This is a genomic window from Sinobaca sp. H24, from assembly GCF_023845525.1.
Genome location: NZ_JALBWT010000001.1, coordinates 321,096 through 345,073, shown reverse-complemented (window position 1 = coordinate 345,073; position 23,978 = coordinate 321,096). Strand labels below are relative to the sequence as shown.

General features: G+C 47.2%; 18 protein-coding genes and 3 pseudogenes. 13 read left to right on the top strand and 8 right to left on the bottom strand.

Annotated elements, in window-relative coordinates; genetic code table 11:
- The first annotated feature begins 288 nt into the window (after positions 1–288).
- The 3 genes from MMY81_RS01940 (at position 289) to MMY81_RS01930 (ending at position 2,322) form a co-directional block, all read left to right on the top strand.
- The gene (locus MMY81_RS01940; protein ID WP_252311415.1) at positions 289–1,113 is read left to right on the top strand and encodes an aldo/keto reductase; all 825 of its coding nucleotides are present in this window, start codon (positions 289–291) and stop codon (positions 1,111–1,113) included.
- Positions 1,114–1,215: 102 nt separating this feature from the next.
- On the top strand, positions 1,216–1,629 hold the full coding sequence (locus MMY81_RS01935) for an Rrf2 family transcriptional regulator (RefSeq protein ID WP_252311414.1): 414 nt from the start codon (positions 1,216–1,218) through the stop codon (positions 1,627–1,629).
- A gap of 60 nt (positions 1,630–1,689) precedes the next feature.
- Positions 1,690–2,322, top strand: coding sequence for an NAD(P)-dependent oxidoreductase (locus tag MMY81_RS01930; protein WP_252311413.1), 633 nt, complete (start codon positions 1,690–1,692; stop codon positions 2,320–2,322).
- A 25-nt stretch (positions 2,323–2,347) separates the two neighbouring features.
- Here the strand turns inward: MMY81_RS01930 and MMY81_RS01925 are convergent, their stop codons facing one another.
- A complete protein-coding gene (locus MMY81_RS01925; RefSeq protein WP_252311412.1) occupies positions 2,348–3,223 on the bottom strand; it encodes an SDR family oxidoreductase in 876 nt (291 codons plus the stop codon).
- A 187-nt stretch (positions 3,224–3,410) separates the two neighbouring features.
- Here MMY81_RS01925 and MMY81_RS01920 point away from each other — a divergent pair, with 187 nt between their 5' ends.
- Positions 3,411–4,373: an IS30 family transposase gene (locus MMY81_RS01920; protein ID WP_252311411.1), complete on the top strand. Its 963-nt coding sequence runs from the start codon at positions 3,411–3,413 to the stop codon at positions 4,371–4,373.
- Positions 4,374–4,430: 57 nt separating this feature from the next.
- Here the strand turns inward: MMY81_RS01920 and MMY81_RS01915 are convergent, their stop codons facing one another.
- The gene (locus MMY81_RS01915; protein WP_252311410.1) at positions 4,431–5,900 is read right to left on the bottom strand and encodes a DUF7309 domain-containing protein; all 1,470 of its coding nucleotides are present in this window, start codon (positions 5,898–5,900) and stop codon (positions 4,431–4,433) included.
- Between the two features lie 103 nt (positions 5,901–6,003).
- Between MMY81_RS01915 and MMY81_RS01910 the strand changes: the two genes are divergently transcribed.
- A complete protein-coding gene (locus tag MMY81_RS01910) occupies positions 6,004–6,837 on the top strand; it encodes an AAC(3) family N-acetyltransferase (protein WP_252311409.1) in 834 nt (277 codons plus the stop codon).
- A 1-nt stretch (position 6,838) separates the two neighbouring features.
- Entirely contained in the window at positions 6,839–7,576 is a 738-nt protein-coding gene (locus MMY81_RS01905) for an alpha/beta hydrolase (RefSeq protein ID WP_252311408.1), read from the top strand.
- On the opposite strand, the gene MMY81_RS01900 is transcribed toward MMY81_RS01905, so the two are convergent.
- The gene (locus tag MMY81_RS01900) at positions 7,564–8,457 is read right to left on the bottom strand and encodes a LysR family transcriptional regulator (RefSeq protein ID WP_252311407.1); all 894 of its coding nucleotides are present in this window, start codon (positions 8,455–8,457) and stop codon (positions 7,564–7,566) included. The two genes, MMY81_RS01905 and MMY81_RS01900, sit on opposite strands and share 13 nt — an antisense overlap.
- Positions 8,458–8,643: 186 nt before the next feature.
- Between MMY81_RS01900 and MMY81_RS01895 the strand changes: the two are divergent.
- The 7 genes and pseudogenes from MMY81_RS01895 to MMY81_RS01870 all read left to right on the top strand — a co-directional run bounded on the left by MMY81_RS01895 (position 8,644) and on the right by MMY81_RS01870 (position 16,576).
- Positions 8,644–10,823, top strand: a pseudogene (locus tag MMY81_RS01895) (malate synthase G).
- A gap of 106 nt (positions 10,824–10,929) precedes the next feature.
- Positions 10,930–11,649 (top strand): FadR/GntR family transcriptional regulator, encoded by a 720-nt coding sequence (locus tag MMY81_RS01890; protein ID WP_252311406.1) that lies wholly within the window; start codon positions 10,930–10,932, stop codon positions 11,647–11,649.
- Positions 11,650–11,706: 57 nt separating this feature from the next.
- Positions 11,707–12,945, top strand: coding sequence for an FAD-binding oxidoreductase (locus MMY81_RS01885; RefSeq protein WP_252311405.1), 1,239 nt, complete (start codon positions 11,707–11,709; stop codon positions 12,943–12,945).
- Position 12,946: 1 nt separating this feature from the next.
- Positions 12,947–14,329 carry a (Fe-S)-binding protein gene (locus MMY81_RS01880; RefSeq protein WP_252311404.1) on the top strand — a complete coding sequence of 461 codons (1,383 nt, stop codon included), beginning with the start codon at positions 12,947–12,949 and terminating at the stop codon, positions 14,327–14,329.
- Positions 14,330–14,334: 5 nt separating this feature from the next.
- Entirely contained in the window at positions 14,335–15,789 is a 1,455-nt protein-coding gene (locus MMY81_RS01875; RefSeq protein ID WP_374561058.1) for an FAD-linked oxidase C-terminal domain-containing protein, read from the top strand.
- 29 nt (positions 15,790–15,818) lie between these two features.
- Complete coding sequence (locus MMY81_RS34860; protein ID WP_374561055.1) at positions 15,819–15,956, top strand: hypothetical protein; 138 nt, start codon at positions 15,819–15,821, stop codon at positions 15,954–15,956.
- Positions 15,944–16,576: a fumarylacetoacetate hydrolase family protein gene (locus tag MMY81_RS01870; RefSeq protein ID WP_374561053.1), complete on the top strand. Its 633-nt coding sequence runs from the start codon at positions 15,944–15,946 to the stop codon at positions 16,574–16,576. The genes MMY81_RS34860 and MMY81_RS01870 overlap by 13 nt, the downstream gene beginning before the upstream one ends.
- A 35-nt stretch (positions 16,577–16,611) precedes the next feature.
- Here MMY81_RS01870 and MMY81_RS01865 read toward each other — a convergent pair whose 3' ends face one another.
- The 5 genes and pseudogenes from MMY81_RS01865 to uca all read right to left on the bottom strand — a co-directional run bounded on the left by MMY81_RS01865 (position 16,612) and on the right by uca (position 23,968).
- Positions 16,612–17,220, bottom strand: a complete 609-nt coding sequence (locus MMY81_RS01865; protein WP_252311403.1) for a hypothetical protein — start codon at positions 17,218–17,220, stop codon at positions 16,612–16,614.
- Positions 17,221–17,283: 63 nt separating this feature from the next.
- Positions 17,284–17,733, bottom strand: coding sequence for a ferredoxin reductase domain-containing protein (locus MMY81_RS01860; RefSeq protein ID WP_252311402.1), 450 nt, complete (start codon positions 17,731–17,733; stop codon positions 17,284–17,286).
- Positions 17,734–17,756: 23 nt separating this feature from the next.
- Entirely contained in the window at positions 17,757–18,479 is a 723-nt protein-coding gene (locus MMY81_RS01855) for a globin domain-containing protein (RefSeq protein WP_252311401.1), read from the bottom strand.
- Between the two features lie 146 nt (positions 18,480–18,625).
- Positions 18,626–20,355, bottom strand: a pseudogene (gene atzF, locus MMY81_RS34855) (allophanate hydrolase).
- Positions 20,355–23,968 (bottom strand): annotated as a pseudogene (gene uca, locus MMY81_RS01845) (urea carboxylase). Before uca ends, atzF begins: the two co-directional pseudogenes overlap by 1 nt.
- Positions 23,969–23,978: the final 10 nt, after the last annotated feature.

Genomic DNA, 23,978 nt, shown 5'->3' with positions numbered 1-23,978 from the left:
TCTCAATCTCCTGTTCTTTAAATAATTATTTTTCAATCGCTATAACGAACGTAACGACAGTATAGACCCGTTCTTTATAAAACACAACAGGTTAGCAGTGTTTTTTTGGTAAAGTATTGACAATTCCCTTCTGTTTCAGTGTATACAGAGAGATATTTTATTTATATTAATTTCTTATAACGAACGAAAAAGAAGAAAATTCCTCTGGAAATCACGAAGTAAGCACCTTTGAAAAAGGAATGGTATAATTATTTCTGAATTCGAAATAATAATTAAAGGAGCGATAGAATGCAGCACGTAACGTTGAATAACGGATTGAAAATGCCTCAGCTTGGATTTGGAGTATGGCAGGTGGAGGACAATGAAGCAGCATCTGCAGTAGAGAAAGCGATTCAGACCGGCTACCGCTCTATTGATACAGCAATGATTTATAAAAATGAAAATGGCGTAGGCCAGGGAATTAAAAACAGCGGTATTAAGCGCGAAGATTTATTTATAACGACGAAAGTATGGAATGCGGATCAAGGGTACGATAATACGATTCGTGCTTTTGACGAAAGTCTGGAGCGCTTAGGTATGGACTACGTTGACCTTTATTTAATCCATTGGCCGACTCGGGAGTTTGATGATTATGTGGATACGTATAAAGCAATGGAAAAGCTATATAATGATGGAAAAGTAAAAGCGATCGGTGTCTGCAATTTTGATGTAGATCATCTGCAGCGTCTGCTGGACGAATGTGACGTTAAGCCGGTACTCAATCAAATTGAATGCCACCCATACCTTGCACAGAAAGAAGTAAAGGAATTCTGTGCCAAGCATGATATTTTCGTAGAAGCATGGAGTCCGCTGATGCAGGGTGGAGATGTTCTAAAGGACGAGGTTGTGCAAAGCATCGCTAAGAAGCACAGCAAAACACCGGCACAGGTCGTTCTGCGCTGGCACCTGGACAACCATTCTATCGTTATTCCTAAATCCGTTACGCCATCCCGGATTGAAGAGAACTTTGATGTGTTTGACTTCGAGTTGAATACTGAAGACATGCAGAAATTAAACGAACTGGACCGCGGCGAAAGAAAAGGACCGCTTCCAAGTGAAATGAATACACGGTAATACTCGAAGGCGCCTTTCCGGCGCCTTTTTTTCTTATAAAGAAACAAAAATGTTGACAATATGCGTAATTGTAACTAAGATAGTTACAATGGTGGTGAATAAATGATTAATACTCGATTTTCAGTAGCGGTCCATATTTTGGCTCTATCTGCCTCTGTGCCGAGAGAACAGCTCACATCTGAATACATTGCCGGCAGTGTAAATACGAATCCGGTTGTTATTCGCAGAATAGGAAGCATGCTGAAAAAAGCAGGACTCCTTGACTCCCAGGCGGGCATCCGCGGATTCGCACTAACCAGGCAGCCGGAGGCAATCACGCTGCTCGACATTTATCAGGCGGTGCAGAAGGAAGAAGAGGCATTATTTGCTGTACACCCCAGCCCTAACCCGGACTGCCCGGTAGGAAAGAACATCCAGGGTGCTCTCGATACAGCTTTTACCAACGCCCAGGAGGCGATGGAGCGGGAACTGGCCGATTTATCGCTGAAGAATATTATGAACGATCTCTTTTCTTAAAAAAGAGATTTTTTTACCACCACAATGTAACAGAATCAGTTACAAATAGGAGGATGACAAATGAACATTGGAATTATTGGAGCAACCGGTAAAGCAGGGAAGCTTATTACGGAGGAAGCGTTAAAAAGAGGACATAAAGTAACGGCCATTGTCCGTGATGCTTCAAAAGTAGACAAAGCGGAAGTATCTGTAGTGGAAAAGAATATATTTGAAATTACGGCAGAGGATATGGAGCCTTACGAAGTAGTCGTTAATGCCTTTGGTTCCGCTGAAGGAGAGCCTTATGTGAAGGCAGCGAATGTATTGATCCCGGCTCTTCAGAAAGTGGATACTAAACTGTTCGTAGTAGGAGGAGCTGCGAGTTTGTTTGTAGATGAAGATAAAACCACGCGGCTGATTGATACGCCGGAATTTCCGGATGCGTATAAGCCAATGGCAGGCGGAATGGCAGAACAGTTAACCCAGCTTGAACAGGCAGAAGGTATCACATGGACATTTCTAAGTCCTCCTGCTGTATTTGATGCAGATGGTGTGAAAACAGGTTCCTATGAAACAGGAAAGGATCACCTGCTTGTAAATAAAAAAGGGGACAGCTATATCAGCTATCCCGATTACGCAGTGGCTGTTCTCGACGAAATAGAACATCCGCAGCACGTTAATGAACGTTTTACTATTGTAGGAGAAGCAGAATAATTCCCAGCCCCCGTTTCCATGGGGGCTAATACATATGCTTAATTGTTTGGTAATAGTTGCCCCAATGAGGTTTTCTGCCATCAATGTCTTTAAAACCGTATTCTTCAGACAGGCCCCAGCTGGAGAGATGTCTTCCTGTTTTCGAAAAAGCTTTTGGATCAGCGGCAAGCGAAGCTACTGCCCGTCCGACGAAAAATGGCGTTTCCGACTGGGCAAAATGTGAATCTTGAACGACAGCATCCTGCCAGTTACTCTCGCTCACTCCGAAATAATCCAGCATTTCCTCTGAGCGGAGAAAGCCGGGAGTAATAGAAACGACCGCTGTATTATAAGGGCTCAGCTCTTCGGACATCGAGGTGACAAGATTAATGATAGAAGACTTGGCAAGCGTATAGTAGAGGTTACCGCGGTAGCTGTAATCGGTACCGTCTGTTATTTCCACGATCAGGCCGCTGTGCTTTTTGGTCATGAGACGGGCGGCATAGTAGCTTGTAATCATGTGACTGTGCACGGCTCGCTCCTGCATCATTAGGCCGTTGGAAAGGTTATGCTCCCAGAAAGGGATATTCCATTCCGTCCATTTTTCTCCGCCCCAAATATCGTTGACGACCAGATCAAGCTGGCCCTGCTGTTCGCGGTCTATTCGTTCAAATAAAGCTTCTACCTCGGAAACAACGGTATGATCAGTTCGTACTGGAATACCTTTTCCGCCATAGGCGGTGACCATTTCTGCCGTATCGTCAATCGTTTCCGGCCGGTTTAAATCAGATGGAGCGCCGCGGGTGCTCCGGCCGCTGCAGTAGACTGTCGCCCCGGCTTCCCCAAGCATAACGGCAATGCCGCGGCCGGCTCCACGTGTCGCACCGGCAACCATGGCGACTTTTCCTTCCAGAGCTTTCATTTTTCTGACGCCTCCTTTTTATAGAATCTGTGTAATAAAAGAGAAAAAGCGCAAAAATGAAGTTTGTGTACTTTAACTATCCCGCTTTATGTCGCCGATTGTAAAATTAAGCTAGACAATGAAAAAAGGCACTCGTGGTACACTCAATATGAATTTCCGACCAAAGAAATCATAGGAGTGATCACGAATGACCTACACCCATCTTAGCACGAATGAAGTCGTTCTCATAGAAGTGTATATGCAGAATGAACTACCGGTTTCCAGGATCGCCAAACAGCTGAATCGGGCCCGTCAAACCATCCACAACGTGGTGTCGTATTTGCGGGAAGGCCATAACGCTCTGGATTATATGCAGCGGTATCAGGCTAATAAACAGCGCTGCGGCCGAAGACCAACGGTCTTATCCGAAACCGATCGCATCTACATCATCGAAAAAGTAGGAGACGGTTGGACCCCTGACGTTATCGCTGGACGACAAGAACATCCGCTTCCCTGTTCTAGGCGCACGCTGTACCGTATGTTCGAGCGCAGGGTGTTGGACCGAAGCGCGCTGCCGATGAAAGGGAAACGAAAACCTAATGGGCATCAGGAACGCCGGGGGAAACAGGCGTTTCGACGAACCCTTTCCGAAAGGGAACGCGATTATCCGATCTTTTCACAGGAGTTTGGCCACCTAGAAGGTGATACGATTGTAGGCCGTCACCACAAAAGTGCGATTATTACGCTGGTAGAGCGTCTGTCAAAAGTCATTATTACGCTTCAGCCGGAAGGCCGCACAGCTGGTGATATTGAAACGACGCTGCACCAATGGTGCAGCCGCTTTCCAAAGCACCTTTTCAAATCAATCACGTTTGATTGTGGGAAAGAGTTTTCGAACAACTGGCGGTCGATCAGTAATAAGCATGACATCTCCATCTATTTTGCAGATCCGGGAACGCCTTCTCAGCGTGGGTTAAACGAACATTCGAACGGTTTGCTTCGAAGGAATGGACTGCCTAAACAAATGGACTTTCAACAGGTAGGTCCATCCTATATATCCGCTGTAGCTTCCAAACGAAATCATATTCCAAGAAAATCGTTAGATTACCATACACCGTTGGAAGTATTCATGAGGTACATGGGGACTGATATATTGTCTAACTTAATTTGACAATTTAAATGTATAAAAAACAAGGCTCAGATTATAAAAATCTGCCTTGTTTTTTTGTTATTTGGATTGGCTCATCTGTTTCATTAATTTCTCCATTGGAGGGAGTTTGGATGTTAAATATACTTCGACTCCAATTTGTTTGGCAACAGGCATAAGGATGTCACAGATTTCCGGATCGGCGGCTAGAATCTGGGAAGGACGGCCTTTTAAATGGTTGAAAATGATGTTTACCAGTTTGTTCTGCAGGTATGCCGCTCTTTTTAAAAATGGGAATTCTTTATGGTCAAACATTTTTTCGTTATCTGCGTTAAACCAGATAGAGCTTTCAACAAGCAGCGGGCGCTCTTCTTCTTCACTTTGTAGAGCATTAGGAAGTGTAAAGACGCCAAGCGCAAGTTTTGTTTTGATCTGCGGTTCTTTCTGCAGGCGGGTCATCGTCCACTGATCGACCTTCAGTCCGCCGGTGTAGCGGAGCGGCTCGTCTGATGACGTAAAAGGAAGCTCGGTGTCAATCCATTTCCCCTCAGTAAAAAGACGGGCGCGGCGCTGTTTTTTAGACGTTTCTTCGAGGAAATTCTCATCATGTCGAACATGCTCATCTATAACAGCGGCCTGTTCGAGCACTTTCGCCATGAATATAGTTTCTGAAGAAGTTAAAAACCACGGATAGTATCCAGGCAGCATACTGCGGATAACGGGCCATTCCTGTCCGTCACCAAAAGAAGATCCGGCTTCTTTAATAATGCGGGCGTCCTCTGTTTCCAGGTCTTCCTGACTGTCAAAAGTTAAGATGATGCACTTCTGGTGCAGTGCCTGGTAGTTTTTCCCGTGAAGAAGGCTGTAAAGTGCATCTTTTCCTTCTTCTCCATGATAGACGGCAATGCCGTGCACGCTGTTATTTCCTTTTAGGATACTGCAATAGGCTGTTTCATCTGTCCGTTCGTCCCGGACAATGAATATCTCCTGGTCTTCAATCCGTTCCCAAGGGGCAAGGTCGTGAAATGCTTTCGCTTGCTCAAATAAATGCTTCCACTCAGATGCAGTAGCCTGTTCTGAGACGGGGATGCCTGGTACAGAAATACTTTTGCTGCTTTCGGAAGCGGTCTCTTGTCCGGATGTTTTCTTTAAGGAGGCAAATGCTTCATTTAAGCGGTGTTTTTCTTTTGTTTCATTGAATTCCCCGTCGTGCTGTTCTAGGGGCTTCGTTACTTTAATGCAGAGCGGGTATGTTTTTTTCGGGTCTGCTTCCACGATTTTTTCGAGCAGAACCACATAGCCGGCGGCACTGTCTGCGTCTGACTCGTAAAGCGCCTGGTCTTTTTCTTCTTTTAAAACAGAAGCCAGGGAAGCTTCGTGGTCAAGTGGTGTATTTTCTATAGAAAAAGTATAAGAAGCTTTCTCTTCGAGTAGAAAGCTGGTCGCTATTACAGAATGAACATCGGCAAGGGGCGTTTGGCTGTCAAGCTGAACACGTCTCCAGACAGGAGGCTTGCTCTGCTTTATTTGCAGTTTTAATTGATAAATCATAAAAAGAACCTCCATTTTGTTAATATCTATACTTTCTTGTCTTTCTCACGGTAAAATAAAAGACACACAGCATTAAAAATACCACAACCACCGGAGGTTCACAATGACTGAAAAGATAGATACACAAAAAAAGCTCCAAACGAGAGAGTCTCTTATAGAAGATATGCGCTCTATCGGAATAGAAGAAGGGATGACGCTGATCGTCCATTCTTCGCTTTCTTCCATTGGATGGGTAAGCGGAGGTGCGGTGAACGTCATACTGGCACTAATGGATACAGTAACGGAAGAGGGTACTATTGTGATGCCGACCCAGACCCCGATGCTGTCTGATCCGTATGAATGGAATGATCCTCCTGTGCCGGAAGAATGGCACGCGCGTCTGAAATCGGATATGCCGGGATATCATCCGGCTTATTCTCCTTCATCCGGGATGGGAACAATACCTGAAACCTTCCGTACCTTTGAAAGTGTTACAAGGAGCATCCATCCGGCCGTTTCTTTTGCTGCGTGGGGTAAAAATAAAGATGTTCTAATGGAAGATCATCCTTATGATTTTGCTCTTGGAAATGGCAGTCCGCTCGGAAAATTATATGAGGCAGGCGCTTACGTACTTCTGCTCGGAGTTGAATTTGACAGCAATACAAGCTTTCATCTGGCAGAATACCGGATTGCCTACCAGGACAAAATAAAAACGAGCCATCCGGTCATTGAACATGGCGAAACCATTTGGAAAGACCGGGAGGATATTGAATTCAGGGAAGAGTTATTTGTGGAATTAGGAGCGGATTTTGAAAAAGAAGAGGACGTAGGGTTTGGCAAAATCGGCTCTGCCCATATCCGGCTTTTTAAAATGAAAGACAGCGTGGACTATGCGGTCCGATGGTTTAAACAGAGGGATAAAAAAACAAATAAAAAACAACAGAAAAGAAGGCAGTAGGATGAGTAGAAAGCTGTTTTCACGAAAGCGGCTGCTTATTGCAGCTGCTGTTATACTTGCAGCCGCAGCCGTGGTCCTGGTTGTCTACCTGCGGCCCTACCCGCCGGATGCTGCAGCGGAGAAAAGCATGGCAGAAAGCGGTGCGGTGGAAGAGGATAACTGGATTGTTTTTCAGGCAGAGCAGGAACAGGGTCCTTCGGTTATTTTTTATCCGGGAGGCCTTGTGGAGGAGCAGGCTTATGCGCCGTTGGCTCAGGGACTGTCGGAAGAAGGCTTCACAACATACATTATAAAAATGCCTTTTAATCTGGCCGTGATTGCTCCAAACCGGGCAGAGGGGGTTCTGGAGGAAAATCCGGAGAAAGAATTTGTCATTGGCGGCCATTCGTTAGGCGGATCCATGGCGTCAAGGTATGCAGCCGAAAATCAAGCAGCGGTACAGGGAGTCTTTTTCCTGGCCTCTTATCCGGATGAAGGCGGCCGTCTTGATCAGTCCGGCCTGCCTGCTTTAAACATCACCGCTGAAGAGGACGGCGTACTTAATGAGGGAAATTATCAGGAAGCGGCGGCTTATCTGCCGGACAGCACGGAGTCTGAAAGCCTGGCAGGCGGAAATCACGCCGGATTTGGCAGCTACGGTCCGCAGAAGGGTGACGGAGAAGCCTCTATTTCCTCAGCAGAGCAGACGAGCCGGACAGTGGATATAATGCAGAGCTGGATGTCCGATCAGGTCGAGTGAACCAGGTGGGCCTGGGACATGGATATAAATTCCCGGACAGCGAAGGCCAGATACTTGTCTTTTTTCCAGATCATCCCGAGTTCAAGGTGCAAATTGGAATCATGAAGAGGAATGGCGGTAATCTGCTTCTGATGAATGTCCCGGCAGATTCGGCTTGGCAGAAGCGCTACCCCGAGTGTTGCTTCGACCATGTCGACCATGAAATCCTTCTGTGAGCTTTCACAGACTATATTCGGCGAAAAGCTGTGCTGTTCACATTCTTCAATAATCCTGTCATATAAAGAGAAATCGTTTCGGTATAAAATAAATCGTTCCTCTGCCAGTTCTTCTACAGCAACAGAAGCACGCCCCTCCAGTTTGTGGCCGGCAGGAACAATCAGCATTAAAGGATCTTTCAGCAGTTTTTCCATTTCGAAGCTTTTCTGTTCAACTGGAAGATTGCAGATCAAACCAATATCAAGGGTACCTTCATCGACCCCCTGTTTAATGGACTTCGTGCCGACCTCTGTCAGGAGAAGGTCAATGGACGGATGCGCTTCTTTATAACGGCTGACGAGCTGCGAAAAAAAAGCAGCACCTATAATAGGCGGAATTCCAATACGGATTTCGCCTTTTTTTAATTCAATAATATCGCTTAGTTCTTCGTTCATATTGTCAAAGGCTTCCAATACCCTTTTGGCGTTCACGAGCACGGCCTTTCCAGCATCGGTTAATTCAAGTTTTTTGGAATAGCGATAGAATAAAGGCACGCCGATTTCTTCTTCAATGTGCTTAATCGCTTTACTGAGAGAAGGCTGGGAGATGTGAAGGGCAGCAGATGCTTTTGTGAAATTCAGCTGTCTGGCCACTTCCGAAAAATATTTCAAATGTTGAATATCCATGATGTTTTCTCCTTTTAGAAATCGCTTTCTTTCTATTATAACGTGTATCCATTTCTTTTCTATAGCCAAAAGGCATAACACGTATTCCAGATAAGTATTTTTACAAAATAGCGCTTTCATATACAATGGATATAATCAGAAAATAAAATCTATTATTGAATAAATTCCTTAAGGAGGAATGTATATATGCAGAATTACCAGAAAATCGGACGGCTTCAGGTGGCTTCCGAACTATATGAATTTGTTAACAACGAGGCACTTCCCGAAAGCGGACTGAATCAGGACACATTTTGGAAAGGTTTTGATGAACTGCTTCATGATCTCATTCCGGAAAACAAAAAGCTGTTGGAAACAAGAGTGGAGCTTCAGGAAAAATTGATCACTGGCACAAAGAAAACGGCCAGGGGGATTTTGGAAGGTACAAATCATTTCTTGAGTCAATCGGCTACTTAGAGCCGGAAGCGGATGATTTTAAGATCAGCACAAGCAATGTGGATGAAGAGATCACCAGCCAGGCAGGGCCGCAGTTAGTCGTACCGGCTGACAATAAACGATATGCGGCAAACGCAGCAAACGCGCGCTGGGGAAGCCTGTACGATGCTCTATACGGCACGGACGTAATCAGCGATGAAGACGGAGCTGAAGCGGGCTCGGACTATAATCCAAAGCGCGGGTCCAAAGTAGTAGAGTACGCGAAGTCCTTTCTCGATAAAACCGTGCCGTTGAAAGGTGCCTCTCATGCAGATGCTGTGCAGTACAGCATTTCAGGCAGAAGTCTGCACGTGAAGCTGGAAAACGGAGATACCGTTAAGCTTGAAAGCGAAGACCAGCTCCAGGGATACCAGGGTTCTGCAGAAGAACCGACTTCGATTCTGCTCAAGCATAATAACCTGCATGCAGATATCCAAATCGACCGCAGCCATCCAATCGGCAAAACCGATGGAGCCGGCGTGAAAGATGTTGTGCTCGAATCAGCGACGACGACTATTATTGACTGCGAAGACTCGGTAGCTGCTGTAGATGCAGAAGACAAAACGAACGTATACAGCAATATTTTAGGTTTGATGAAAGGCACCCTTACCGCTGAATTTAACAAAGGCGGCAAAACGATGACGAGAAAGCTGAATGCAGACAGGGAATACACGTCGCTCGACGGTGGAAAAATGAGTCTGCACGGCAGAGCGCTTCTGTTTATGCGAAATGTAGGACATCTTATGACCACGGATGCGATTCTGGATGAAAACGGAAATGAAGTACCGGAAGGAATAATGGACGGTGTCATCACAAGCCTTGCTGCCAAGCATGATGTTCTCGGTACCGGCGAACTGCACAATTCAAAAGAAGGATCCGTATATATCGTAAAGCCGAAAATGCACGGCTCCAAAGAAGTAGCATTTGCCAATAAATTATTCGAACGTATTGAAGATCTGCTCGAATTAAAGCGCAATACGCTGAAGATCGGCGTGATGGACGAAGAACGCCGCACGACCATCAATCTGAAAAACTGCATTAAAGAAGTAAGAGAAAGAGTTGTATTTATTAATACAGGTTTCCTCGACAGAACCGGCGATGAAATTCATACGTCCATGGAATGCGGCCCAATGATCCGCAAAAGCGAAATGAAATCGTCCATCTGGCTTGGAAGCTATGAAAAATCAAACGTTGATGTAGGACTGGGCGCAGGCCTCAAAGGAAGAGCCCAGATTGGAAAAGGGATGTGGGCGATGCCTTCGCTGATGGCATTAATGCTCGAGCAAAAAAGCGGCCAGTTAAAAGCAGGTGCGAACACGGCATGGGTTCCTTCACCAACAGCCGCTACCCTGCATGCTCTTCACTACCATGAGGTAAATGTGCACGACGTACAGGAAGAGCTTGCCGGACGAAACGAAGATCATAAAGATAATATCCTGACTATTCCGGTTGATAAGCAGGCGGCCTGGAACAGAACAGAGATTCAGGAAGAACTTGATAATAACGCCCAGGGACTTCTAGGATACGTCGTACGCTGGGTAGAGCACGGCGTCGGCTGCTCGACAGTGCCTGATATCAACAACGTTGGCTTAATGGAAGATAGAGCAACGCTCCGTATTTCCAGCCAGCATATGACAAATTGGCTGCATCAGGGCATATGCACGAGAGAGCAGATTGAAGAAACGCTGCTCCGCATGGCCAAAGTAGTAGATGAGCAGAACGCCGATGATGCGGACTACAGAAATATGAGTGATGATCCCGATCAATCGGTCGCTTTCCAGGCTGCCCGTGACCTTGTCTTTAAAGGAACCGAACAGCCAAGCGGATACACAGAGCCGATTCTGCACAGAAGACGCCGTGAAGTAAAAGAAGCGCTGGTAAGCGGAAGAAAATAATAAATAAAAAAGATCTAATAGAAAGCCGGTACCTGCATCATAAGGATCGGCTTTTCTTTTCAACACAGGTTGTCTGATATGTGATAACAGAGAAAGGAGATGGATTATGGAGGTGGAAAAAGTTCCCGCTGTCCACATTTCGGAGCACGTTGCTGCTGAACTTGAAACCCAGATTCAAACCGGAACCTTTGAAGCCCACGAAAAACTGCCGTCGGTCCGGGAGCTGTGTGTTCTGTTTGAAACAGGAAGATCCGCTGTACGGGATGCGATTTCGACTTTAAAAGGAAAAGGACTTGTTTATGTAAAAAAAGGAGAAGGCACCTTTGTATCCCCTTTTGATGCAGCAAAGCTTTTTCATTCGGGCATTCTTCTTCCTGACCAGCAGGCGATTCAGGAGCTGTTTCAAGTAAGAAAAATGCTGGAAACAGAGATGGTCAAAGAAGCAGCCAGCTACCGTACACCCAAGCAGGCAGACGCCGTAGCCGAAGCAGCAAGAGCGATGGAAGCAACGCTTGGCCCTGACAGTTGGGAGCTCGATTATGCCTTTCATCAATCGATCGCCAAAGCTGCAGGAAATACGATTCTTGTACAGCTAATGGAATTTCTGTCATCGACAACTAAAAAAGCGATGATTGATTTTCATCATTATTTAGCAGCTGATCCCGCCTCTTCTCAAAAAATTATTGACCAGCACGCTGATATTGCCCGCTTTATTGAGGAAGCAGATCCGGAAAATGCACGTCAGGCGATGGCAGCACATTTATCGTACGTGGAACAAAAAATGCAGGAAAGTATTCTATCGGAAGATAAGGAAAGGAGTGTTTAATATGGAACTAGAAGAAGTGGTGTCCCCCAGCGTATATCAAAAACAGAGCAGGCCCATGTGCTCGGCAATGGAGGCGATCATACTGTTTATCCCGAAACGGAAGATGAAATCGCCCGGATTCTAACCTATGCAGGAGAACATGGCAAAAGTGTATCAATAATAGGCGGCGGCACGAAGCGCGGATTCGGCGGTACGAAAGACAATACCGATATCCTGCTTAGTCTTGAAAAATTTGCCGGCGTGATAGAGCACGTTCCTGGAGATATGACGGTGACGGTGAAGCCCGGTACAGTGATGAAAGACATTCAGGAATTTCTGGCAGGTCATAATCAAATGATCTCTCTTGATCCGGAATGGCCGGAATATGCGACGATTGGAGGAATTGTGGCCAGCAACAGCAGCGGGCCGAAGCGATTGAAGTACGGCTCCGCAAGAGACCATGTTATTGGGATGAGGGTCGTTTATCCGGATGGAAGAATTACCCGGACCGGTGGAAAAGTAGTAAAAAATGTAGCCGGATATGACATGAACAAGCTGTTTGTCGGATCGATGGGGACGCTCGGTGTGATTTCGGAAATTACGTTGAAGCTTCGCCCGCTTCCGAAACAGGAAAAACTTGTACTGCTGTCCTTTTCTAAAGAGCAGTGGGAAAAGCTCCGCCCGTTTACGGTCGGCTTTCTGGATTCTACACTTGAGCCTGTCTCGCTGGAACTAATGAATCCTGCATTATCAAATAAATTGGCCGGCATCGAAAGCTACACGCTGGCAGTAGCCTTTGAAGACGTCGAAAACGCGGTCGCTTTTCAGGAGAACTGGCTGGCGGAGAACAAGCCGGCAGAAATGAGCATGACCGTCATGGAAAAGAACGAAGCTGTTTCTTTTTGGAAGCGCTTTACTGAATTGTCACCTAAGGACCCGTCGTCTACTTCTGATATAAAAGCTTCGATAAAGACAGGCAGTAAAAACATGGACGTCTTTCACTTAATGGTGGAAACGGACCGTCTTCACGAGGAAAACGGGACTTCTGTTTATGCACACGGCGGACTTGGGCACGGAGTATCAAAGATGTATATAGAGGGACCGGAAAGCAGCGTTACGGCAGCAGTTAAGAGTATAAGAGCGAAAGCAGAGGAATTAGGCGGGTACGCGTTGATTACCCATCTGCCGCTTGCTTTACGCCGAGAGATCAGTGTGTGGGGAGATCAGCCATCCTATTTCTTTTTACTGAGCGGTATAAAAAAACAAGCAGACCCTGAGAAAATTTTAAATACGGGTCGATTTGTCGGAGGGATATAACATGAGTATGGCAAAGGATTACACAATGGAGAAGCAGCCGGCCTGTTCGACGAAGAGTTTAAGCAACTATTTTCAAGAAGACCATCCGGATCCAGCCAAATGGGATGACTGTGTTCACTGCGGCATGTGCCTGGAAGCCTGTCCGACCTATTTGGAAACAGGACAGGAGCAGCATTCCCCAAGAGGACGCGTACATTTAATTCATGCCGTCGCTGAAGGAGAAATCAAGATGGATCAGTCCTTCTCGGATGCCGTCTTTACCTGTCTGGACTGCCGGGCCTGCGTTACCGCTTGTCCGGCTGACGTGGAAGTAGGCGGGCTGATTGAAGAAGCCCGCGGCCAGATAAGGCGCGCGGAGCCGCTCACCGGCTGGAAAAAAGCATTCAGCACCACGGTGCTTGAGAAATTGTTCCCGCATACGAATCGCTTAAATAAAATAGGCGGCCTGCTCCGTTTTTATCAGAGCAGCGGCCTTCAGTCGCTGACCCGGAAGTCTGGAGCGATGAATCTGATGCCGGATCATCTTTCCGGAATGGAAGCAGTTATGCCAAACGTTGGACATCCCGTTCAGGAGAAATATAAGAATATGCCGGTTATTCCTGCAAAAGGCGACGAAGTCAAAGGCAGAGTAGCATTTATGACCGGCTGTATTATGGATGTGATGTTCAGTGACGTTAACGATTCTACCATCGATGTATTAACGCATAATGGAAGCGAAGTCGTTATACCGAAAAACCAGACCTGCTGCGGTGCACTTCATGTGCATGCGGGCGACCGTGATTCCGGACGCAAACTGGCTAAGCAGAATATTGAAGCGTTCAGTGACTCCGATACGATTGTTATTAATTCAGCAGGATGTGGATGCGCCCTGCAGGAATACCCGGAATTATTTAAAGATGAGCCGGCCTGGAAAGAAAAAGCCGAAGAGTTTTCCGAAAAAATTCAGGATATTTCCAAGTATCTGTACGATACAGGATACGAAAAGCCGCAGACCGAAATGAAGACAAAAATTACCTACCATGATGCCTGTCACCTTGCCCATGGACAGGGTGTAAGAGAAGAGCCCCGTCAAATTTTAAGGGATATTCCAGGAGTAGAGGTTGTGGAAATGCCGAACGCCGATACATGCTGCGGAAGCGCGGGTGTGTATAACCTGACAAATCCTGATATGGCAAACGCCGTCCTCGATCGAAAAATGGAAAATATTCCGGAGGATCTGGAAATGATTTCGATGGGAAATCCGGGCTGTATGCTGCAGATGGCTATGGGCGTACAGAAATACGGCAGAAGTGAACGCATTGTCCACACTATTCAGCTGCTGGACTGGGCGTATAAAAAACAAAAAGAAGAACAACGGCAGTTACAAACTTCTGGAAAGGGGTAAATGGCATGCAGTTAATGAGAAGAAAAAAGAAAGTAAGCGCAAACCAGGATCATCATATCGAAGCCTTCTTTAAGATAGTCGGGGAAAAAGAAGTGCTGTTTGAGGATGTCGACATGCTTTCCTACAACTGTGACGGCTTTACAATTCACCAGCATTCTCCGAAGGCTGTCGTCTTTCCTAAAAACACAAAGGAAGTTGCGGCACTCGTTAAATACTGCGCACAGAACGACCTGCCTTTTCTGGCGCGCGGTGCCGGAACAGGGCTGAGCGGAGGTGCAACACCTCTCAATAAGGAAGTGATTATCAGCCTTGTCAAAATGAAAGGGCTGCTGAGCGTGGATTATGAGAATCGAAAAGCAGTTGTGCAGCCTGGGTATGTAAATCTTCATTTAACCAACTCCATCTCCAGTAAAGGCTATTACTACGCGCCGGATCCTTCCAGTCAGTATGTATGTACTATCGGCGGAAACGTAGCGGAGAACGCAGGCGGAGCCCACTGTTTAAAGTACGGCGTAACCACGAACCATATTCTCGGCCTGGAAGTCGTTATGCCCAACGGAGACATTATTTCCATAGGGGAAGATGGTGTGCCGGACTCTCCCGGTTACGATCTGCTTGGTCTTCTTACCGGATCAGAAGGCACGCTTGGCGTCGTCACGGAAATCACGGTTCGTATTTTAAAGAATCCTGAAATGAAGCAGACGGTACTGGCCTACTTTGACCAGGTGGAAGATGGCAGCCGGGCAGTATCAGACATTATTTCCGCAGGCATCGTGCCGGCGGCGTTGGAGATGATGGACCAAACTGCGATAGAAGGGGTGGAGGAGGGATCTTTCCCTGTCGGCCACCCCCGGGATATTGCAGCACTGCTGTTGATTGAAGTAGACGGAATTGCGGCTGGTATTGACGAACAGATTGAAGAGATTCTTGCTGTCTGCCGCCACAATAACGTAAAAGAAGTCAAGGTAGCTGAAGATGATGCGGAGCGCGGCAGATGGTGGGCCAACCGAAAGACCGGATTTGGAGCTATGGGAGCCATTTCCCCTGATTATCTGGTCCAGGATGGAGTGATCCCTAGAAGCCGTCTGCCGGAGGTGCTGGAACAGATCAATGATATCAGCCGCAAGTATGAACTGCGTATTGCCAACATCTTTCACGCAGGTGACGGGAATCTTCATCCGCTGATTTTGTTCGATTCCAGAAACCCTGGAGAAACCCAGAAAGCGGTAGACGCAGGTTCGGCATGTTTGAAGGCCTGCTCGGATGCAGGCGGATCAATAACAGGAGAACATGGAGTAGGTATTGAAAAGATTGAAGAAATGCGCTTTATCTTTTCGGATGAAGAAATCGAAGCACAGACGAGGATTCGGGAAGTGTTCAACCCGGGCAACTTATTAAACCAGGGCAAGCTTTTCCCTATGCCGGGCCGCTGCCTGGAAGTCAAGAAAGCTGTACAGTAACAGACCCTAATAAATGGAGGCAGAATACGATGAAACTATGCAGATATGAGTACCAGTCGAATCATTATTATGGAGAATGGACCGAAGAAGGGCTGAAGCCGTTTAAAGGGGATCTGTTTTCAGGAAGAGAAGCAACCGGGAGAAACACACGGGCATGCCGATGTTAAACTGCTGGCACCCGTCGAGCCGGAGAAAATTATCGGTATTGGAGCAAAATTATGTAGGGGATAAAAAAGATCTGCCGGATACACAGCCGGAGATTCCGGTCTTTTTTTACAAGCCGGCTTCTTCCTTGATTGGTTCAGGAGCAGAAGTCCGCATTCCGGAAGGGGTGGACGAGATTAAGTTTGAGTCTGAGCTGGCTGTAGTCATTGGAAAACGCACGAAGAATATCGAAGAAAACGAAGTGCTCGACAGCATTCTGGGCTACACGGTAGGTAACGACGTAACAGCCCCGCAGTTTTTCCATGAAGCCGGACACTGGACCGTTGGTAAGTCATTTGATACGTTTACGCCGCTCGGACCGGCGATTCAGACCGATCTGGATCCGCTTAATGTGTACGTGAAAGCATTTGTAAATGGGGAAGAGAAACAGAACAGCAAATCCGATCTGATGATCGTTTCTCTGAAGCGGATGGTGTCCTACCTTTCCAAAGTGATGACGCTTGAGCCGGGTGATGTGATTTTAACAGGAAGCCCGCTTGGCGCAGAATTTGTGAAAAAAGGCGACAAGGTCGAATGCACGATTGATGAAATCGGCACGCTGGAAAATACGTTTACAAAATAGTGAAAAGCCGCTCCTTCTTAGAGGGAGCGGCTTTTCTATCGTCGTCTTCTAGTGTTTCTGGAGCGTGTGCGGGAATGATCCCCGCGTTCCCGCTCATCTTTGTCTCTATTACGCATTGTTTCTTCCTGGGCCTGCGTGCGGCCTTCCTGGTCTTTCTCATTTTCTTTTGAATAATCCGAGCGCTGACCGTGCCAGATTAAATCAAAAATAGCCCGACCGTTTGAAGGCTGGCCGTCAGGAAGGTAAACGGGAAGGGCATCAAATAGTACAAAATAGAAAACATAAAATAAGAATTGGTTCCAAAATCCCCATTCCGGGATAATGCCTCCTACGATCAAACTATTGATTAGTACAGCTACGATAATATTACTGAGCATAGGGGAGGCATAAATCAGCCCATGCCAGAATTTTTTATCCGGGTTAATTTCATCATATTCAAACCAACTGTACATAAAAAAATAACGGCGGACCTCAATCGTTTCGGTCCGGAAAAGCACGGGACCGCTTCCTACCGTCAGCTTCTTATTAGTAGCTCCCAGCAGACTTACGACTAAATAATAGCCGGACTCCCGGATAATAGAAACGAGAGGAAGAATAACAAGAGCGGAAAGCAGTAAATAAAAGAAATCAATTAACGTAAACACAGGCGGTACAACTCTCTTTCCTTCTTTATTCTATGCATTATCTTACCATAAGAAGGGTGGAGATTAGGAAATAGGAACAAAATTTTCGGTAGAAATATCATGCCGGCCGATTTCATGGAGGCGTGAGACAACGGCTTCTACAAAAGCAGGCGGTCCGCACACGTAGCAGCGGGTATCTTCCTGTGGCAGGGCAGATTGAAGTGCTTCCCTGGTGAGCGTCGTTTCCGTACCGAAATAAGCAGAAGATGGATATTCTGGTTCAGGGGCTGTATACAATGTCAGTGACTGAGAAACGGGAAGCTTTTGGAGGGCACTGTTGATTTCCTGCTGCAAAGGATGATGGTTATGATTTTTGGCAGCGTAAATAAACGTAACAGCCGATGCGTAAGACTCAGGCAGAGACTTTAACATACTGACAAGCGGCGTCAGGCCGGAACCTGCGCTGATAAAGGCAATAGGTTTGCCGCTCGTCTGTTTGGAGTATAAAAGAACCGAATGGAGCAGACAGTTCAATAGCCTGTCCTGCCTTTGTCTGCTCATGAGATAAGAGGAAACGATTCCTTCTTCTTCGTGCTTGACCGTAATTCGATAGGAGCCGGTACCGGGAGCATCGGACAGGCTGTAAGAGCGTACATGGTGTATTCTTCTCCTGGTATAGAACAACGCAGACTTACGTACTGTCCGGAAAGAAAAGAAGGCAGCGGGGAATGGTCGGCAGGCTGAAGGTAGAAAGACTTCATTCTGCTGCTTTCCTGTACAATATCGACCACCGTAAAGTCTTTATAACCTGTCCATCCTTTAGGTTCTTCTTCTTTTGTTTCATATAATGTCTGTTCGGCACGAATAAAGATGTCAGCAACGGCTCCATAGGTTTCTGTCCATGCCTCCAGAATGTCAGTTGTGGCATTTTCCTGCAGCACCTCTTCCATCGCTTTGATTAAAAAGTGGCCGACGATAGGATAGTGTTCCGGCTTTACGCCAACGCTGGCATGTTTTTGTGCGGTCTTTTCTACAAATGATTCGAGTACCTCAAGACGGTCTACATAAGAAGCTGCCGCATAAAGGGCTTGTGCCAGTGCTTTCGGCTGGGCGCCGGTGGCCTGATTTGTATGATTAAACATGTTCAGCAGCTCCGGGTGGGCTTCGAACAGCATAGCGTAAAACTTAGTCGTGATAGCTTCTCCATGCACAGCCAAAACCGGGGCGGTGCTTTTTACAATATCAATTGTGTGTTCTGAAAGTACTCCCTGCTTTGTCATAAAGTCTCTCCTTTTAATATGTATCTATAATACATATTAAAACAGTTTCTTATGGAAAAAACAACGCTTCACAGAAAACGTACGATTTTCGTCAAACATGAAAAAAAGCCTGCCTGGCTGTTTCACGTGAAACAACCGGCAGGCTTTTAAAGAGATATAGAGCTGTTCTGGTAGGCTTTCCAGCCGCCGAATGAGGTGATGTCTTTTCCATAATCAGCAGCCTCTGCTTCGCAGATAAATCCAGGAGTGAATGTTCCATCTTCCAATTCCACTTTACCGATTCCTAGCGGGGAAGGAATGCCCGCTGTAAATGAACCGAGCTGATCAAGCGGCATTTTCCATAGCTCCAGCGCAATGGAAGCACCTTCCTTTTCGGAACGAATCATTCCCGGCTTAGCCGGGATCCCGGTACTTCAACAAGTTTGTATGCGGGAGCGGACACTGTCTCTTTTACAAAAGAGGCTTCGTGGGAGATCATCTGTTTTTCAAGCTCAAAACCTCTCATATGAAGACCGCAGACCGCAATCATTACTTCTTTTCGACTGCTGCAGCGCTGTATTTCTGTCGAAGCGCCAACCAAAAGCGAGTCATTATCCTGGCTGGCAAATAACGTAATACCGAATGGAAGATTATGATCGGCAAACGATTGGGGAAGGGAAACGGCACATAATTCAAGAAGATTGCAGTGGTTAGTGTAACGCCCCATGTCACTATTCGTCTGAATAGGGCTTTCCCTTACCTCGTTTCGGCTCCATGTTCCGCCGGCTGTTGGCATGATAAGTACACTGTTTTGCAGCAGAGCTTCTGCCTTTCTAGTATAAGCCTTAAGCTTATGCCTGGCTTGAAATAGTGCAGCGGCAGTGTAGTCAGATTAGTGCCGGAACGAGCACTTTTTCGGTAACTGGAAGGAGAGCCCCGGGATGGGAGTCTGCAAATCCGCCCAGTTCTGCCCAGCGTTCTGCTACAGCGGGCCGTCATATAAAACAGAGGCCGCTTCTTCCATAAACGCTGTAGATACATACTTGATGGGGAGACCGGATTGTTCCAGCGCGGCCACAGTCTGTTTCCATGCCTGGCGGTACGCGTCGGCAAAGGGACCGAAAAACGCCGGTTCTTTATCCGGAAGCAGGTAAGACTGCGGTTTTGTTTCGGATAAAGCAGGGGTTTCCCGCGACCATGGATCTGCTTGATCAAACCCTCTAATGACTGAATCTACAAGAGAGGCGTCTTCCATTGTATTCGTGAAGACTGTTAAACAGTCGATGCTTGCGCAGGCGGGAACGATGCCGCTTACAGGCCAGGAACCAAGGCTTGACTTCCAGCCGACTAAATTATTTAAGGCGGCAGGAACCCGCCCGGATCCTGCTGTATCTGTTCCTAAAGCAAAGAGGGTTTGTCCTGCAGCGACAGAGACAGCCGAGCCGGAGCTCGATCCTCCGCTTATTAGATCAGGATTCCAGGCGTTCTTTGTCTCTCCATAGGGACTTCTTGTGCCGACCAGTCCTGTTGCAAACTGATCCAGATTTGATTTTCCTACAGGAACGGCTCCTGCTTCGATCAGACGAGCGGCGGCTGTGGAATGCTCTTCCGGAATATAGCTGTAGGCTTCACATCCCGCAGTCGTCGGGACACCGGCAAGGTCTATATTGTCTTTTAGAGCAAAGGGGATTCCCCATAAAGGAGCTTCTTCTATCGAAAGGTCCTTGAGCCTGTCCAAGTAAGGCTGAATAAAGGAAAGGGAAGGGGGAGTAATCCATATATTATAGAATTTCTCCTCTTCGGCCTGTGCGATAAGCTGATTAATCAGAGACTCCGGATCTGTTTGTCCGGACGTATAGGCTTTTCTTAAAGCAGCAATAGATTGATAAGCATGCATTACACAGAAACCTCCTTTTTTTCGGTAATCCCTAAAATGGTCTGGCCGGGATGCACTTCATCTCCAGGTTTCACTGACAGACCTGTCACATATCCATCACAGGGAGCTTCAATGATAAATTCCATTTTCATGCTTTCTTCTATAATAAGTGTTTCTCCCTGTTTCACTTCTGATCCGTTTTCCACTAATACTTTCCATACGCTGCCGGGAATCGAGCATGTAACAGGAGACGTCCCTTCCGGCAGTCCTTCTTCGGGCTGTTCGGTTTTCACATCCTGCTCGGACACGTATTCTGCCAGCCCCTGTTCCTTCCAGCGCTGTCTTTCTTCCTGGAAAGCCTTCTGCTGGTGCTGTTTAAATTTAGCAGCACCGGACTCTACGGCCTGCAGGTCTTCGATATAATCTTTAAGAGAAAACGTTGTTTCAGTAATGTCTGCTTCAAAGCGGCCGCGCAGGAAATCCTCCCGAAGCTCAAGCAGTTCATCGGCGCTGACGGATAGTATTGAATTTGGTCGAAGAAGCGGAGCAGCCATGGCTTGCCGGGTTCAAAGCTTTTGGTTTCCCGGAATTTGTTCCACATTTGAATGGTTCGGCCGACAAACTGATAGCCGCCCGGCCTTCCATTCCATAGACGCACATGTAGCACCACCGATTCCTACAGCATTCTCAGGTGTCCACGTCCGTGCCGGATTGTACTTGGTTGTTACGAGCCGGTGCCTTGGATCGGTTGGCGTAGCGACCGGAGCTCCGAGATAAACGTCTCCCAGACCCATCACGAGGTAGTTCGCATCAAACACGACATCTTTTACATTGTTAATGCTGTCAAGGCCGTTGATCCGACGAATAAACTCAAGATTATCCGGGCACCACGGTGCATCAGGCCGCACATTCTTTTGGTAGCGTTCCGTGGCAAGCTGGGTCGATGGATCATCCCAGGAAAGGGGAAGCTTTACAATGCGCGATGGAATAGTAATATCCTCTAAAGCAGGAAGCTGTTTATCAAGCTCCAGCACTTTTTCACATACCTGCTGGACGTTGTTTTCCAGTGGATTGATGCGGATCTGCAGAGAGCGGATACCCGGCGTCAAATCCATAATAGGGAAATCACCTTCCTGGCGGATTGCTTCCATCAGTACCTGCACCTGAAAACGAAGCAGCAAATCCAGTTCCATTTCTCCGTATTCAACGAGTACGTTCTCGTCCCCGCTGCAGCGGACGGTTATTGGAAAGCGTCTCTCTTCTGTTTCACGGGCAAGAATAGGGTAGTTCGGATCAAACGAACGCTTTTCAAAAGATAGTACAGGTATAGGATGGGAAGATTTTTCCCGAAGCGTCTTCAAGTAGGCTTCCTGTTCCAGGCGAAGTGACTCTGCCTGGTTAAGGGTTAACAGCTGAAAGCGGATCGTATCTCCGGCATGAAGCTGGCCGATTTTCCAGAACTCTGCAGATGCCGTGGTGACGGGACAGACAAATCCGCCTAGACTCGGACCATCCGGACCAAGCAGAATAGGCATGTCTCCTGTAAGGTCAAGGGTTCCTACTGCGTAAGCATTGTCATGAATATTGGAAGGGTGCAGACCGGCTTCGCCGCCATCTTCTCTTGCCCACAATGGAGCAGGTCCGATCAGACGCACTCCGGTTCTGGAACTGTTAAAGTGCACTTCCCACTCAGTTTCTTCAAGCTGTTTCAAATAGGCGGGAAGCAGAAATTCTTCCGTACAGTGCGGTCCGGGAACGACTCCGATCGTCCACTCTTTCTGAATAGCCGGTTTTTCTGTGGCTGCTAAAGGTTCACTGATGGCTGGAAGAGTGTTTCCGTTAACGCGCAGAACATCTCCTGCACGAAGAGCTCTTCCGCCGTGGCCGCCAAAGCCGCCGAGTGTAAACGTAGAAGCGCTGTTAAGTGTCTGCGGCATATCAAATCCGCCTGAAACAAGCAGATACGTACGCATGCCTGCTTCGGCCTGTCCGAAGGAGAGCACCTGTCCTTTACGTGCGAGGATAGGATGGTACAAACTGATTTCTGTTCCATCGAGTACCGGCTGCATATCAGCACCTGTTATACAAAACCATATATCTTCACGAAAGCTGTAGGACCCGCCTTGTAACGTCAGTTCCAAACCGCTTGCTTTTTCATCATTCTGCAAAAGCTGGTTACCGATGCGGAAGGAAAGAGGATCCATTGGACCACAGGGAGGAACACCTACATCCCAGTGGCCGACGCGTCCCGGCCAATCCTGTACTGTGGTCTGGATGCCGCCGTCTACTACTTCGAGTGCCATCTCAGAAGGAGAAAAGCTGTTTAACAGCTGCGTATGAACCTCTCCTTTTTGAAAAGAAGGTTCCTGCAGAAGGCTTTTTATATAGAGGAGATTGGTCGTCACTCCGTACATTTTTGTTTCAGAAAGCGCCGCACTCAGCTGTTTAATCGCTCCATCCCGGTCTTTGGAATGAACAATTACTTTGGCAAGCATAGGGTCATACAGCGTAGTGACTTGAAGGCCGTCGCGTACCCAGCATTCATTCCGGGCGAGAGAAGAAAGCTCGACCCGGTCGATCTGACCGACGCTCGGCCGGAAATCATGAAAGCTGTCTTCCGCATAAACACGTGCCTGTATGCTGTGGCCCTGAATCGTAATAGGAGGAAAGCAGGAAGTTCGCGGGCGGCTTCGAGAATCATCCACTCTACTAAATCAACCCCGGTTACTTCCTCTGTCACCCCGTGTTCCACCTGCAGTCTTGTGTTCATTTCGAGAAAATAGAAGGCTTCTGAATCAGGGTCATACAGAAATTCAACGGTGCCGGCATTTTGATAGCCTGTAGCAGAAGCCAGACGTTCCGCTGAAGCAGCCATTTCTTGTCTGACTTTTTCTGAAAGAAGGGGGGCGGGTGATTCTTCGACTACTTTTTGATTTCTGCGCTGAATGGAGCAGTCTCTTTCTCCGAGAGAAACGACATCTCCTTTCCAGCTTCCAAAAATCTGTACTTCAATATGACGTGCAGAGGAAATGTACTTTTCCAGAAACAAACCGCCGTCGTTAAAGTTATTCTCTGCAAGGTGTGTTACGGCATCAAAAGAAGAGAGCAGACTGTCTTTGTCCTTACAGATTCTCATGCCAATACCGCCTCCGCCGGCGGTGCTTTTGAGCATAACGGGATACCCGATCTCAGCGGCTGCAGCGACAGCTTCTTCTGCGTGCTCCAGCAGATTTGTGCCGGGAAGAAGGGGAACATCGGCGTTAGCAGCGGCTTCTCTGGCAGAGTGCTTTAAGCCAAAGAGCTCCATCTGCTCAGGAGTAGGTCCGATGAACGTAATTCCTTTTTCTTCGCAGGTACGGGCAAACTGGGCATTTTCACTTAAAAAGCCGTATCCCGGGTGGATGGCGTCGGCACCGGTATCAAGAGCGGCCTGAAGAATGGTTTCCGGATGCAGGTAGCTTTCCTGGGCGTTTCCTTCTCCAATAAGAACAGCTTCATCGGAATGATCCACGTGGAGGCTGTCCTGGTCGGCTTTAGTATAGATAGCGACAGAAGGAATGCCCATTTTTTTTAATGTCCGTTCAATTCGTACCGCAATCGCACCGCGGTTGGCAATAAGCACCTTTTTAAACATAAAACATTCT

Excerpts from the sequence above, each read along its gene's own strand:
- MMY81_RS01940 (WP_252311415.1), top strand. The coding sequence starts at position 289 with ATGCAGCACGTAACGTTGAATAACGGATTGAAAATGCCTCAGCTTGGA.
- MMY81_RS01935 (WP_252311414.1), top strand. The coding sequence starts at position 1,216 with ATGATTAATACTCGATTTTCAGTAGCGGTCCATATTTTGGCTCTATCT.
- MMY81_RS01930 (WP_252311413.1), top strand. The coding sequence starts at position 1,690 with ATGAACATTGGAATTATTGGAGCAACCGGTAAAGCAGGGAAGCTTATT.
- MMY81_RS01925 (WP_252311412.1), bottom strand. The coding sequence starts at position 3,223 with ATGAAAGCTCTGGAAGGAAAAGTCGCCATGGTTGCCGGTGCGACACGT.
- MMY81_RS01920 (WP_252311411.1), top strand. The coding sequence starts at position 3,411 with ATGACCTACACCCATCTTAGCACGAATGAAGTCGTTCTCATAGAAGTG.
- MMY81_RS01915 (WP_252311410.1), bottom strand. The coding sequence starts at position 5,900 with ATGATTTATCAATTAAAACTGCAAATAAAGCAGAGCAAGCCTCCTGTC.
- MMY81_RS01910 (WP_252311409.1), top strand. The coding sequence starts at position 6,004 with ATGACTGAAAAGATAGATACACAAAAAAAGCTCCAAACGAGAGAGTCT.
- MMY81_RS01905 (WP_252311408.1), top strand. The coding sequence starts at position 6,839 with ATGAGTAGAAAGCTGTTTTCACGAAAGCGGCTGCTTATTGCAGCTGCT.
- MMY81_RS01900 (WP_252311407.1), bottom strand. The coding sequence starts at position 8,457 with ATGGATATTCAACATTTGAAATATTTTTCGGAAGTGGCCAGACAGCTG.
- MMY81_RS01890 (WP_252311406.1), top strand. The coding sequence starts at position 10,930 with ATGGAGGTGGAAAAAGTTCCCGCTGTCCACATTTCGGAGCACGTTGCT.
- MMY81_RS01880 (WP_252311404.1), top strand. The coding sequence starts at position 12,947 with ATGAGTATGGCAAAGGATTACACAATGGAGAAGCAGCCGGCCTGTTCG.
- MMY81_RS01875 (WP_374561058.1), top strand. The coding sequence starts at position 14,335 with ATGCAGTTAATGAGAAGAAAAAAGAAAGTAAGCGCAAACCAGGATCAT.
- MMY81_RS34860 (WP_374561055.1), top strand. The coding sequence starts at position 15,819 with ATGAAACTATGCAGATATGAGTACCAGTCGAATCATTATTATGGAGAA.
- MMY81_RS01870 (WP_374561053.1), top strand. The coding sequence starts at position 15,944 with ATGCCGATGTTAAACTGCTGGCACCCGTCGAGCCGGAGAAAATTATCG.
- MMY81_RS01855 (WP_252311401.1), bottom strand. The coding sequence starts at position 18,479 with ATGACAAAGCAGGGAGTACTTTCAGAACACACAATTGATATTGTAAAA.